At 68.1% G+C, this 13,367-nt stretch carries 11 protein-coding genes; 2 read left to right on the plus strand and 9 right to left on the minus strand.

Translation table 11 applies throughout. From position 1 onward, the window contains the following. Positions 1 to 66: 66 nt before the first annotated feature. Genes H977_RS0119255 through H977_RS0119265 form a run of 3 tightly spaced genes read right to left on the minus strand, consistent with a single transcriptional unit; the run spans position 67 to position 4,399 of the window. Complete coding sequence (locus tag H977_RS0119255) at positions 67 to 993, minus strand: 3-methyladenine DNA glycosylase (protein ID WP_155946724.1); 927 nt, start codon at positions 991 to 993, stop codon at positions 67 to 69. Between the two features lie 59 nt (positions 994 to 1,052). Further along, positions 1,053 to 2,126 carry a zinc-binding dehydrogenase gene (locus tag H977_RS0119260; protein ID WP_081681780.1) on the minus strand — a complete coding sequence of 358 codons (1,074 nt, stop codon included), beginning with the start codon at positions 2,124 to 2,126 and terminating at the stop codon, positions 1,053 to 1,055. After that, a complete protein-coding gene (locus tag H977_RS0119265) occupies positions 2,123 to 4,399 on the minus strand; it encodes a molybdopterin-dependent oxidoreductase (protein WP_029109384.1) in 2,277 nt (758 codons plus the stop codon). Before H977_RS0119265 ends, H977_RS0119260 begins: the two co-directional genes overlap by 4 nt. A gap of 145 nt (positions 4,400 to 4,544) precedes the next feature. Between H977_RS0119265 and H977_RS0119270 the strand changes: the two genes are divergently transcribed. Next, positions 4,545 to 5,147 (plus strand): TetR/AcrR family transcriptional regulator, encoded by a 603-nt coding sequence (locus H977_RS0119270; protein ID WP_029109385.1) that lies wholly within the window; start codon positions 4,545 to 4,547, stop codon positions 5,145 to 5,147. Between the two features lie 10 nt (positions 5,148 to 5,157). On the opposite strand, the gene H977_RS0119275 is transcribed toward H977_RS0119270, so the two are convergent. The 6 genes from H977_RS0119275 to H977_RS0119300 all read right to left on the minus strand — a co-directional run bounded on the left by H977_RS0119275 (position 5,158) and on the right by H977_RS0119300 (position 12,347). Then, entirely contained in the window at positions 5,158 to 6,243 is a 1,086-nt protein-coding gene (locus tag H977_RS0119275) for a hemolysin family protein (RefSeq protein ID WP_029109386.1), read from the minus strand. After that, on the minus strand, positions 6,236 to 7,603 hold the full coding sequence (locus H977_RS0119280) for a hemolysin family protein (protein WP_029109387.1): 1,368 nt from the start codon (positions 7,601 to 7,603) through the stop codon (positions 6,236 to 6,238). The genes H977_RS0119275 and H977_RS0119280 overlap by 8 nt, the downstream gene beginning before the upstream one ends. Positions 7,604 to 7,875: 272 nt before the next feature. Next, positions 7,876 to 9,339 carry a GuaB1 family IMP dehydrogenase-related protein gene (locus H977_RS0119285; protein WP_029109388.1) on the minus strand — a complete coding sequence of 488 codons (1,464 nt, stop codon included), beginning with the start codon at positions 9,337 to 9,339 and terminating at the stop codon, positions 7,876 to 7,878. Between the two features lie 99 nt (positions 9,340 to 9,438). Beyond that, complete coding sequence (gene gnd, locus H977_RS0119290) at positions 9,439 to 10,893, minus strand: NADP-dependent phosphogluconate dehydrogenase (protein WP_029109389.1); 1,455 nt, start codon at positions 10,891 to 10,893, stop codon at positions 9,439 to 9,441. Between the two features lie 51 nt (positions 10,894 to 10,944). Continuing rightward, the gene (locus H977_RS0119295) at positions 10,945 to 11,916 is read right to left on the minus strand and encodes a M56 family metallopeptidase (RefSeq protein WP_029109390.1); all 972 of its coding nucleotides are present in this window, start codon (positions 11,914 to 11,916) and stop codon (positions 10,945 to 10,947) included. A gap of 14 nt (positions 11,917 to 11,930) precedes the next feature. After that, positions 11,931 to 12,347, minus strand: a complete 417-nt coding sequence (locus H977_RS0119300; protein ID WP_029109391.1) for a BlaI/MecI/CopY family transcriptional regulator — start codon at positions 12,345 to 12,347, stop codon at positions 11,931 to 11,933. A gap of 224 nt (positions 12,348 to 12,571) precedes the next feature. Here H977_RS0119300 and H977_RS0119305 point away from each other — a divergent pair, with 224 nt between their 5' ends. Then, positions 12,572 to 13,342: a hypothetical protein gene (locus H977_RS0119305; protein ID WP_029109392.1), complete on the plus strand. Its 771-nt coding sequence runs from the start codon at positions 12,572 to 12,574 to the stop codon at positions 13,340 to 13,342. Positions 13,343 to 13,367 lie beyond the last annotated feature (25 nt).

The following is a 13,367-nucleotide window of genomic DNA, read 5'->3' on the forward strand; positions in this document are numbered from 1 at the left end:
CCTCGGCTCCAGGCACCGTGCGATGCCTGCCGTTTATCCAGCTTACCCATTGGTAACGTCGGCCTTTCAGCCGTCCAGCCCGGTGAGCAACAGCTCACACCGGTTTGCCAGAGTGACCCGCAACGGAGCCGCCCGTTCGGCGATGCGCTGTTGGGCCCTGACGTATTCAGCACGCCCGGCCGGTGTTTCGATGGCGATCGGCTGGAAACCATACTGCGTCAAGTCGTATGGGCTGGCACACATATCGAGCGCCCGCGCGTCGGCCGCGAGTTCGAGCGCGTCCATCACCAACTCAGACGGCACCAGAGGGCCCAGTTTGTAGGCCCACTTGTAGGTGTCCATCGCGGCGTGGATGCAGCCGGGCTGCTCGGTGTCGATCTGCTGGTCCCGGCTGAGTTGTCGGTCGTTGCGGCTGACCGCGGCGTCGGTGAAGAAGCGAAACGCATCGAAGTGGGTGCACCGCAACGGCATTGACTCGACGACGGCATCGGTCCCGACGCCGCCGAGGCGCAGCGGAACCTGGCCGTGCCGCAGCTCGGGAGTCCGGTAGACCATGGCCCATTCGTGTAGGCCGAAACAGTTCATCCGGGGTGCGCGCGTCGCGGTCGCGCGCATCAACCGGGCGACGAATCGGACCGTCTCAAGACGGGACAACAGGTAATCGTCGCGGACCGTGACGCCGCGCGCATGCGGGCCGTACCCGGTGCGCTGCAGATACTCGTCGGCGCCCTCGCCGGAGAGCACCACCCCGAACCCCGGATGCCATCGTCGTAGCTGCCGGGGACGGAGGCTGTAATAGGTGAACAGAAAATCCCACACCGGATGCGGTTCACCGGCGTGTTGCCGTCGCAGGTGTGGTGTGAGGAAGTCGTCGGCGCGGCGCCGGTGTGATTCCGCACGGGCCGCCCAGTCCGGGGCCGCCAAAACCTCGTCGGCTTCGGCGACACCCGGCAGGGTCTGTCCAGCCGCGCCAGATCCAGCGCGTCCTTGCATGTCTCCTCCACCAGATGCCCGCCGCCGTGCGGCTCGAGCCTACCGGTGGAGTCGGCGGCTCAGTCGTGTGCGCCGGTGGTGACGACCAACCGGCCCGTGGTCTGCCGGGCCTGCATCCGCTCCAGTTGCGCGGGCAGATCCGCCCACGCCACCTCGGCGCCGACGACGGTGTGGATCGCGCCGGTGCGCAGCATCTCGAGCAGCTTGACGTGGGCATCGAGGCCCTCGGAGCGGGCGGGCCAGTTGAACCCGAGGGTGCGGCGGACCGCCAGCGGATCGGTCACGTAGACCAGGCAGACGCCGCACACGTCGAAGTTGCCGTAGGCGATGGGACGGGGCGAGAGGTAGTCGCCGTCCTCCAGCGCGATGTCCTCGGCGAACCCGGCCATCAGGTGCCGGCCGTGCAGGCCCATGCAGCGGAACGTGTCGGTGGTCACGCTGCCGCCGACCGCGTCGAATGCGACGTCGACTCCGCGGCCGTAGGTGAGGTCCATGACCTGCTCGACCCAGTCGCCGTTGCGGTAGTTGATCGCGTGGTCGGCGCCGAGCCGGCGGCAGAACTCGACCTTCGCGTCGCTGCCCGCCGTGGCGATCACCCGGGCGCCGAGCGCCTTGCCGAGCACCAGCGCGCCCGAGCCGGTACCGCCGGCCGCCGCGTGCACCAGCAGCGTCTCGCCGGCCTTCAGCCGGCCCCGCTCGTGCAGGGCGAACCAGCCCAGGTGGAACGGGTAGTGCAGGGCGGCGCCGTCGGTATCGCTGATCCAGTCGGGCAGCTCGAGTGCGGTCGCGGCGTCCACGATGGCGTAGGAGGCGTACCCGCCGAAGGCCATCGACGGGATGCCCACGATGCGCCGGCCCACCAGGTGCTCGGCACCGAGACCGGCGCTCTCGACGACACCGACGGCCTCCATGCCGGGGATGAACGGCGCCTGCAGGGGCATGGTGGTGTACCGGCCCTGGATGACGTCGATGTCGTTGAAGTTGAGACAGAATGCCCGCACCGCGACCCGCACCTCACCGGGCCCGGGGGCGCGCACCTCGACGGTTTGGCGTTCGAGGACCTTCGCCGGATCGCCGAGGGCGGTGGCCACCCACGCTTCAGCCGAAATCGCTTGGGCTGCAGTATTGTTCACTGGTTCTCCATTTCATGGTTGTGGTGAAGAGAGTTCGCGGCGCCGACGGTCACCGGGATGCCGTTGAGCGCACCGTTGCCGGAGGGCTCGTCGACGAAGGTCGGTGGCGAGAGGATGTTGGTGTTCACGCCCGGGGAGGCGTTGGCGACCCGCAGCCGGGTGCCCGCCTTCGCATGACCCCAGCCGTGCGGCATCGACACGACGCCCGGCCTGATGTCATCGGTGACCTCGGCGGGAACGTCGACGCTGCCCGCCGAGGACGTGACGGTCACCAGATCGCCGCTGAGGACCCCGCGGCGCTCGGCGTCGGTGGGATGGATCAGCAACGTGCAGCGGCTCTTGCCCTTCATGAGCGGCGGCATGTTGTGTAGCCACGAGTTGTTGGACCGCAGATGCCGACGGCTGACGAGGACCAGGTCGTCGGCGGGGCGGACGATGCGCGCCGCGAGCCGTGGCAGGTCGTCGGTCAGGTACTCGGGGGCGAGGCGGATCTTGGCGTCGGCGGTCCGGAGCACTTCGGCGATCCGCGGGACCATGGGGCCGAAGTTGATGCCGTTCGGCTGGTCCTTGAGCGCCTCCAGGGTCACCCCGTCGGGGTTCTCGCCGTACCGATCGCCGAACGGACCAGTGCGCAGCGTGAGGTCGAGCATCCGTTCCGGCCCGCCGGCCTCGTACTGCTCCCGCAGGGCGGCGCCGTCGAGCCCCCGGGTGAACGCCATGTAGTCGAAGAATCCGTCATCGATGGCCGCGACGTCGACGTCCTCGGCCGGGGTGCCGGTGCACAGCCCGGTGAGCCGGATGAGGATCTCCCACTCCTCGGGCCGGTCGGGGTCCTCGGGAAAGAACACCGGCGGCGAATAGTTCGCGAAGCTGTTGATCGCGAAGCCCAGCAGCAGATCGTCGTGGTGTGGCTGCTCCAGAGGGGACAGACCGGGCAGGATGACGTCGGCGTGCCGGGTCGTCTCGTTGAGGAAGATGTCCACCGAGATCATCGCCTCGAGGTCGGGTAGCACGTCGTCGAGCTTGTGTCCGCCCGGGGTGGACAGCACCGGATTGCCGGCGACCGTGATCAGCGCCTTGATCTGGCCCTCGCCGGGTGTCGCGATCTCCTCGGCGAGGCAGGACACGGGGGCCTGGCCGAGGACTTCCTTCGCGCCACGCACCCTGGTGTGCCAGCGCCCGAAGCCGGCCGACCCGTCCTCAAGTCCGGGCAGGGTCTCGGTGGTCAGGGTCCAGACCGCCGGGCGCGGGAACATCGCACCGCCGGGCGTGTCGAGGTGCCCGGTGAGGATGTTCACCACGTCGACCAGCCAGCTGGCGAGGCTGCCGAACTCCTGGTTGCACAACCCGATTCGGCCGTAGACCACGGCTCGGGGCGCGGCGGCGAGTTCGCGGGCCAGGTCCCGGATGCGGTCTGCGTCGATACCGCATGTGCCGGCGACGCGTTCGGGGGACCAGTCCCCGGCGATCACGCGCAGCCGGACCATCCCGTCGAGGAGGGGCGCGAGGTGGCCGGTGTGGACCAGGTCCTCGTCGAACAGCACGTGTGTCACTGCCATCAGCAGCGCAGCGTCGGTGCCGGGGGTGATCGGCAGCCATTCGTCGGCCCGCGCCGCGGTCGCGGTGCGCACCGGATCGACCACGATCACCTTGCCGCGCTTGCTGATCTGGTCGATGAGTCCGACGACGTCGGGAGCCGACATCATGGACCCCTGGGAGGCGGCGGGGTTGGCGCCCATGATGACGAACATGTAGGTGCGCTCGAGATCGGGGATCGGGAAGCTCCACCAGCTGCCGTACATCAGGTGTGACGACAGGTTCTTCGGCCACTGATCGATGGTTCCGGGCGAATAGGTGGACGGTATCCCGGACATCCCCATCAGCACTCCGGCATAGCGGCTCAACGAAAAGGTATGTCCCAGTGGGTTTCCCGTGTAAGCGGTGACGGCGCCAATGCCGTACTTCTCGATGACGGGTGCCAGGAGCTCGGTGCAGCGGCGAAACGCTTCGACCCAGCTGACCTCGTGCCAGGTTCCATCGGTCTTGATCATCGGTCGCCGGATCCGGTCGGGGTCCTCGTGGAGCGCTCCGAGTGACGCGCCCTTCGGGCAGATGTGACCGCGGCTCCAGGCATCGTCCCGGTTGCCCGTGATGCGGGTGACCCGGCCGCCGTCGACGTGAACTTCCAAGCCGCACATGGCTTCACACAGAGGGCAGGTGTGTAGATGGCGGCCGTCTTGCCCACGCGCCGTGAGCGGAAGCTGTGATCCCAAGGCGTTCGCCTCCCGTGAGCATTTGTCGTTACACGATGTAACAACAAATGTGGCACCATGGCAATAGGCGGTGATGCAGTGGGAACTCCCGTGTGCCGGGATGTGCCAAACTCGGCTGACCCGCCCGGCGATGTGAGGAGACAACGTGGAGTTGCGTTCGGCCGGCATCCGCCATCGGCGGCAGGGCTCACGTCCGGACCCGTCCATCGACGAGGCGGTACTGTCCACCACCCGCCGGCTGTTGGTGCAGCGTGGCTACGCGGCCACGTCCATCGACCTGATCGCCAGCACGGCAGGAGTCAGCCGGCCGACCATCTACCGCAGGTGGAAGTCCAAGGCGCTGCTGGTCCACGAAGCGGTCTTCCCGGATCTGGACCCGGCCGCGCCGAGCGACGACATCGCCGCCGAGATCACCCGGCTGTGCCGCGGTGCGTTTCTGATGTTCTGCGAACCCGCTGTGCGCGAATCGATTCCGGGATTGTTGACCGACCTGCGCGCCGACTCCGACATCCGCAGGCTGATGACCGAGCGCCTCGATGCCGCCGCACGCACCCAGCTCACGTCACTCGTGGACGAGGCCGCCTCGCAGGGACGGGTGCGTCCGCAGGTCGACGTCGACACCATCATGGACGCGATCGGCGGGGCCGCCATGTACGCGGTGTGCGTGCGCGGTATCGACGAGCAGGACATCGAGCGCGCAGCCGCCGACCTGGCAGACCTCATCCTGCGCGGGCTGCTCGATCGATAGTCCTTTCGGCTCAGATGCGATGCGTGTCGTCGCGTACCGTTCCGACCAGATCTTCGACCAGGTCCTCCAATGCGACCATCGCGGTCACGATGTCCTGCGTGCCTTCAGCCTGCAAGTCGGCTGAACGCTCATTGGCGACCACCAGGGCGAGGTGACTGTTACTCCGCCGCATCAACGACAACGCGTCGGGCAGCGGCGTCGTCGCCGAGACGCGGGGCAGCGGACGCACCATCGTCGCGGCGAGCACCGCGTCGGGGTCGTTGATGTGCGGCAGCACATCCTTGATGTGCAGATACCCGACGACGGATCCCGATCCGTCGGTCACGGGGAAGCGCGAATACCCGGTCTCGGCGAGGGCCCGCTCGACGGCCCCGACGGTCGGACCACTGCCTTCGGCCGCGACCGGGATGGCGTGAATCTCGCTTAACGGCACCGCCACATCGCTGACCGTGCGGCTGCGGGTCTGCAGCGCCCGGGTGAGCCGTCCATGCTCCTCGGTGTCGAGCAGACCTTCCGAAACCGACTCCGCGATCATCTCCGACAACTCGACGGTCGACACAGCGGATTGCAGCTCGTCCTTCGGTTCGACGCGGAAAGCGCGAAGGGTCGCATTGGCACACCAGTTGTAGAACGCGATGAACGGCCGCGCCGCCCGGATGTACAGCAGGTACGGCGGGACCAGCAGCATTGCTGCCGTCTCGGGACCCGCGATGGCGATGTTCTTCGGCACCATCTCGCCGAGCAGCACGTGCAGGATCACCACGACGGCCAGCGCGACGAAGAACGAGACCGTGTGCAGCACGGTGTCGGAGACGCCGACCAATGCGAACGGCTTCTCCAACAGATGCGCGACGGCGGGCTCACCGACCCGGCCCAGCAGGATCGAGCAGATCGTGATGCCCAACTGGGAGCCGGCCAGCATCAGCGACAGGTGCTCGCCTGCCCGAATGACGGTGACGGCGCTGCGCTTGCCCTGTTCGGCCAAGGCCTGCAGGCGATCCCGGCGAGCCGAGATCAGCGAGAATTCCGCGGCCACGAAGAACGCGTTCGCCGCCAGCAGCAGCACGGTCAACAGCACGCCGAGAATGTCACCCATGGCTGCTCTCCCGGTGGCCGAGGCTGGTCAGCTCGAGCAGGTCGATCCGCCGGCCGTCCATACGCACCACGGTGGCCAGCCAGCGCACCGGTTTGTCGGGATCTCCGTCGGGATCGAAAGCGGTGAGCTCCACGGATTCGCCGTTCTCCGGTATGTGGCCCAGCTCTTGCAGGACCAAGCCACCGATGGTCTCGTATTCGCCTTCGGGAGCACGGAATCCGGTGCCCGCCGCCACCTCGTCGATGCGCAGCAGCCCCGACACCTGCCAGCCGGCTCCGGCCGGCACCACGTCGGGGGTGGCGTCGTCGTGTTCGTCGCGCACGTCGCCGACGATCTCCTCGATCAGGTCCTCCACCGTCACCATGCCTGCGGTGCCGCCGTATTCGTCCACGACCAGCGCGGTCTGCAACCCGTTGGCGCGGATCTGGGTCATCACGGCGTCGCCGTCGAGGGTGGAGGGCACGGTCGCGACGGGCAGCGCGAGCGCCGCCAGCCGGGTCCGGGCCCGGTCCTCGCGGGGAATCGAGAACACCTGCTTGATGTGCACGACACCGATGGTCTCGTCGAGGTCGCCCTCGACGATCGGGAAGCGCGAGTAGCCGGTGCGGATCGCTGCCGACATCAGCTCGGCCACCGAATCGCCGGCGTCGAGGACCTCGATCTTGGAACGCGGGGTCATCAGCTCTTCGGCGGTGCGCTCGCCGAACTGCAGCGAGCGGTGCACCAACAATGCGGTCGACGCGTCGAGTGATCCGCTGCGCGCGGAGTTGCGCACCAGCGATGCTAGCTCCTGCGCCGAGCGTGCCGACCGCAGTTCCTCGGCCGGCTCGATGCCCAGCCGGCGCAGGATCCAGTTGGCGGTGCCGTTGGTCAGCCGGATGACCGGGGTGAACAGCATCGAGAACAGCAACTGGAAGGGTGCGGCCGCTCGGGCCGTCGGTACCGGGCGGGCCACCGCCAGGTTCTTGGGGACGAGCTCGCCGAACACCATCGACAGTGACGTCGCGATGAGTACGGCGAGGAACAGCGACAAGCCGCCGGCGAATCTGGCGGGGATACCGAGCGCGTCCAGCCCGGGCCGGATCAACTCCCCGACGACGGGCTCGGCGAGGTAACCGGTGGCCAGGGTGGTGATCGAGATGCCGACCTGCGCCCCGGACAGCTGAAAGGACAGCGTGCGGTGTGCGCGGCGGACCAGTTGGTCGCGGCGGTCACCGGTGCGGGCGTTGGCCTCGACGGTGCTGCGCTCAAGCGCGGTCAGAGCGAACTCGGCGGCCACGAACACCGCGGTGCCGAAGGTGAGCAGGACGATCGCCAGGATCGACAGCAAGGAGAAGACCAGATCCGTCGAGCCGCCCATCAGATTCCCACCAGGGTTACGCCGGGCCCGGAGCCCGGCCGACTAGGAGAGGGGTCGTCAGCTTCGGCGCTCAGCATTGACTGGTGTTCCACCCCGAAGGCCGGTTCAGAACCGGAGGCCTCGGCGGGTGCCTGCGGCACGTGAACCCTTTCGTTCGATCTGACACAGTGTGGGCGACCGGGTGACGGGCGGCCGTCCCCTCGGTATACGCAGAGCCCCAATAGTATCGCGATCGCGTCGTGGAATCGGCGGCAGACGCGAGCGCTGAAACGTCACCAGCCTGTCGGAAGCGGATGGCCCTCGGCGAAACCGGCGGCCGACTGCACGCCCAGCACGACGTTCTCGTGCAGTTCGGTGAGATTGGTGGCGCCGACATACGTGCAGGTGCTGCGCACCCCGGAAGTGATGTGGTCGAGCAGGTCCTCGACGCCACCGCGGCCCGGGTCGAGGTTCATCCGCGACGACGAGATGCCCTCCTCGAACAGCGCCTTGCGGGCCCGGTCGAACTGGCTGTCCCCGGCGGTCCGGGCGGCCACCGCACGCTTGGAGGCCATGCCGTAGCTCTCCTTGTACGGGCGTTCCTCCCGGTCGTGCAGCAGGTCTCCGGGGGACTCGTATGTTCCGGCGAACCACGACCCGATCATCACGTTCGACGCCCCGGCGGCAAGCGCCAGCGCCACGTCACGAGGGTGCCGGACGCCGCCGTCCGCCCACACATGGGCACCGAGTTCCTTTGCTGCAGCGGCACATTCGACAACCGCAGAGAATTGGGGCCGGCCCACGCCCGTCATCATCCGGGTCGTGCACATCGCGCCGGGGCCCACGCCGACCTTGACGATCGACGCACCGGCCTGGATGAGGTCGCGGGTGCCCTCGGCGGAGACCACGTTGCCCGCCGCCAGCGGCAGCCCGAGATCCAGGGCGGCCACCGATTTGATGGCGTCGAGCATCTTGACCTGATGACCGTGTGCGGTGTCGATGACCAGCAGGTCCACCCCGGCCTCGGCCAGCGCGCGGGCCTTTGCCCCGACGTCGCCGTTGATGCCGACGGCGGCGGCGATACGGAGCCGTCCGGCGGCGTCGACGGCCGGGGTGTAGATGCCGGCTCGCACCGCGGCGGTGCGGGTGAGTACGCCGGCCAGGGACCCGTCGGCGGCGGTGAGTACGGCGAGATCGATCGGCGCGTGCTCGAGGAGGTCGAACACCTTCCTCGGGTCGGTGCCCACCGGCGCGGTGACGAAATCTGGCACCGCGACGTCACGGATGCGCGCGAATCGGTCCACCCCGACGCAGCCGGCCTCGGTGACCAGTCCGATCGGGCGTCCCGCCCCACCTGATTTGCTTGTTGCGTCCGCGTCCACCACCACGGCAGCGCCGTGCGCCCGCTTGTGCAGCAATGCCGCCGCATCCGACACCGAGTCGTCAGGGCTCAGCGTCACGGGGGTGTCCACCACCAGATCACGGCTCTTGACGAACTGCACGGTGTCGGCGACGACGCCGCTCGGCAGATCCTGCGGTAACACCACGATGCCGCCGCGCCGGGCGATGGTCTCGGCCATGCGCCGGCCCGCCACCGCCGTCATGTTCGCCACCACCACCGGGATGGTGGTGCCGGAACCGTCGGAGGTGGACAGATCGACGTCGAACCGCGATGCCACTTCGGACCGTCCCGGGACGACGAAGACGTCGTTGTAGGTCAGGTCGTACAGCGGCGTGTGTCCGTTCAGAAATCGCACGCCCACGAGTCTAGTGGCGCGGTTCCTCCGCCGAGCAGACAGAAAACTGCCTCATCTCGGGACGACATGGGCAGTTTTCTGTCTGCTCGCGGTCGAGAATCAGGCAGTCACTTCGCTGCGGTCGCCGCTCCAGAGGGTGTGGAACTTCTGCCCGGGCTCGGCGTCGGTACGCCCGTAGGTGTGCGCGCCGAAGAAATCGCGCAGGCCCTGTGTCAGTGCGGCGGGCAGCCGTTCGGTGCGCAACGCGTCGTAGTACGACAGTGCCGACGCGAAGCCCGGTACCGGGACGCCCAGTTCGGTGGCCGTCACGACGACCCGGCGCCAGCTGTCGATCCCGGCCTCGACCGCACTGCGGAAGTACGGCGCGGCGATCAGGGTGGCCAGCTGTGGGTCCTGGTCGTAGGCCTCTTTGATCCGATTGAGGAACTTGGCCCGGATGATGCAGCCGCCGCGCCAGATCGTCGCCATGTCGCCGAGAGTGATATCCCAGCCGTATTCGGCGCTGCCGGCCTGAATCTGGTTGAACCCCTGGGCGTACGCGATGATCTTGGAGGCGTACAGCGCCTTGCTGACGTCGTCGATGAACTGCTTGGCGTCGGTGGGCTTGGCGCCCAGCTCGCCGGACGCCAGGCCCGTGGTGGCCTTGCGCTGGGCCACCGACCCGGACAGCGCGCGGGCGAACACGGCCTCGGCGATGCCGGTGACGGGAACTCCGAGGTCCAGGGCGGACTTCACGGTCCAGCGCCCGGTGCCCTTCTGCTCGGCCTCGTCGACGATCACGTCCACCAGCGGCTTGCCGGTCTTGGCGTCCACCTGACGCAGCACCTCTGCGGTGATCTCGACCAGGTAGCTGTCGAGGTCGCCCTTGTTCCACTCGGTGAACACGTCGGCGATCTGTGCCGCCTCCAGGTCCAGGCCGTCGCGCAGCAACTGATAGGCCTCGCCGATCAGCTGCATGTCGGAGTACTCGATGCCGTTGTGCACCATCTTCACGAAGTGTCCGGCGCCGTCCGGGCCGATATGGGTGCAGCACGGCACGCCGTCGACGTGGGCCGAGATCTCCTCCAGCAGTGGGCCGAGAGACTTGTAGGACTCGGCGGGGCCACCGGGCATGATCGACGGGCCGTTGAGCGCGCCTTCCTCGCCGCCGGAGATGCCCGCGCCGACGAAGTGCAGGCCGCGCTCGCGGATCGCCTTCTCGCGGCGGATGGTGTCGGTGTAGAGGGCGTTGCCGCCATCGATGATGATGTCGCCGGGCTCCATGGCGTCGGCCAACTCGTTGATGACGGCATCGGTCGGATCGCCGGCCTTGACCATGATGATCACCCGGCGCGGTTTCTCAAGGGCGTCAAGGAATTCCGCGATCGTCTCGCTGCGCACGAACTTGCCTTCGGAGCCGTGCTCGGCCAGCAGCGCATCGGTCTTGGCGATCGACCGATTGTGCAGTGCGACGGTGTAGCCGTGGTGGGCGAAGTTGCGAGCGAGGTTGGAGCCCATCACGGCCAGGCCGGTGACTCCGATCTGCGCCGTGCCGGAAGTGCCGGTCTTGCTCATGCAGCAGCCTTTCGTTGTTTTGTTGTGTCAGAACGCCTGTCGGACGGGGGTTTATCCCAGTCCGGCGAACAGGCGGTGGAGCTCGGTGAGCCAGGGGACTGCGACGGCGACGGTGGGTACCACCAGAACGGCGGCCGCGGTCAGATAGGCGGTGGCGGCCATGGCCACGCTGTTGGGCTTGCCACCGAGGCGTCGCACCCGGATCACGGTGGTCGGCCCGCCTGCGGCCAGTGCACCCGAGGGAGTGCGGCCGCTGGCGCAGGCGACCAGCGCCCGGGCCAGGGGAGTGGGACCCGCGGTGCGTACCGCGGCGTCGTCGGCCAGAAGCTCGATCAGCAGCCGGACCGCATCGAGGGCGTTGGCGCTGCGGACGAACCGCGGGAAGGCCGCATGGACGGCGGTGAACATCTCCAGCACCAGATCGTGGCGGGCGCGCAGGTGGGCCCGCTCATGGGTGAGGATCGCGGCGACCTCGTTGTCGGACAAGGTGGTCAGGGTTCCCTCGCTGACCACGACGCGGCTGCGGACCCCGGGAAGGCAGTAGGCGAGCGGCTGTGCGACGTCGAGGATGCGCAGTCCGTCGCCGGCGAACGGTCGGTGCGCCGTACAGAGGTGGGCGGGCACCGCGTCGCGCGACTTGCCGAGCAGGTCGACCATCATGCGGTGATGTGCGCGGCGGCGTCGCGTGGCCACCGCCACCTGGATCACGGCCGCGCACAGCCGCCCGCCGACGAACAGCGTCAGGGTGAACACCACGACCAGGAGCAGCCACAGCGGCCAGCCGAGGGCTTCTATCTCGCTGGTGATGGTTGCCGTCGGCCGCCCATCGGGCCCGGGCACGAACAGCCGGCTGGCGATGGCGATACCTGCAGAGAAGGCCGACAGGACGGCGGCCAGTGCGATCGACTGCCACAGCACGATCGCCGCGCGTGGGGCGCGCAACGGCCACGCCGCGCGCGCCAGCACTGCCGGCACCGGTCCGACCAGAGCCAGTGCGACGAGGGTGAAGGCCAGCGCGGACACGCTGTAAGTCTCTCTCAGGCGGTGCCCGAATTACCAGCCGGTGGGGGCAGCTCGTGCTTGCTCTCCAGTTCGGCCAGTGCCCGGCGCAAGGCCCGGGCTTCGTCGGCACCGACTCTCTCGACGAAATGGACGAGCGCGGCCTGGCGGCTGCCAGAGTCCGAGGCCTGGTCGAGCGCGTCGACCATCAGGCCCGCGACCAGCTCGTCGCGCCCGTGGGTGGGCGCATAGCGGTGTGCGCGGTCATCGCGGTGCTGTACGACGAGGTTCTTCTTCGCCAGTCGTTGCAGCACGGTCATGATCGTGGTGTAGGCCAAGTCACGGCGGGCGGCGAGCGCCTCATGGACTTGGCGCACTGTTTGGGGTTCGGGTGCGGACCACAGGTGATCCATCACCTCACGCTCAAGGTCCCCGAGACGCGTCAATTTGGCCATGTTCCGTTCACTCTCCTGAGCAGTAAAGCCAGCGTACTACGGGTTTACTACCGCGCGTCGTATGCCTTTGGCGAAGGCGCTCGAACTGCCGTGTACAGCGGTTTAGGGCAAGGTCAGCGCCATATGTGGCGTCGGTTGTGAATCGAGTCACAGGGGGTGGCTCTCATCGGTCACCTGACTATAGTAAGGCTAACCTAAGTGAAACTGGAGCCTTCGGAGGTGGCATGACTGTCTTGATCGAAGACCCGCTGATCGCGGGCATGGCCATCGAGCGGACGCTGCCGCTGCACGAATCGAGCCGGCGCCTACGTGAGCTGTACCCCGAGTGCCCGCGGGTCTACGGCGTGGCCGTGGTGGGCGACCTGTCGCGCCGGCGGTGGTGGCCGCTGGCCGAGGCGTTGTCCGCGGATCGGTTGCAAGGCATGTTCGACGCCGCAATGGCCGAGACGGGTAATTCTGCCGCGGTCGCCCAGCAGTTGGCCGCCACGTTCATCCATGTGGTGATCGGGCGGGTGGTGCCGCTGCTGGTGCTGGAAGGACGCGCGTGGGACACGGGGCTGGAGAACCTGTGGGTCCACGTCGATTCGGAAGGCGCGATCGACTGGGTCGGCGTCGTCGATCCGACCCTGCGCGGCCTGCCCGAGGATCCGTACTACTCCGGCCGCGCCGTTCGGTTCGCGAGTGCGTCCCATGACGGGATAGTCGCGTTGCCCAGCGAGGCTGCGCTGACCACCTGGGTGGCCCATCGCAGTCATCGCGCGCTTGAGCCGTTGTTCGCGCGGCTGGTCCAGATCAGTGAGGGCGCGATGTCGGTCGCTGCGATGTGGCACATGGTGGGGGCGGCCGTCGTGGGGGCGGCGACGCAGGTCCCGCTGCTGGCCGGGTCCAGCGAGGTGGTGAGCATGCGGCGGGGTCAGGCGGTGCTCGATGCGCTCGTGGGGTTCGGTCTGCCGGTCCGCGGCTGCGGCCGCGCAGGGAAGGTCTTGTTAAATTAGGGAAGCCTTGCCTATTATGTAGATA

It is taken from the genome of Mycobacterium sp. URHD0025 (assembly GCF_000426065.1).
GTDB lineage: Bacteria > Actinomycetota > Actinomycetes > Mycobacteriales > Mycobacteriaceae > Mycobacterium.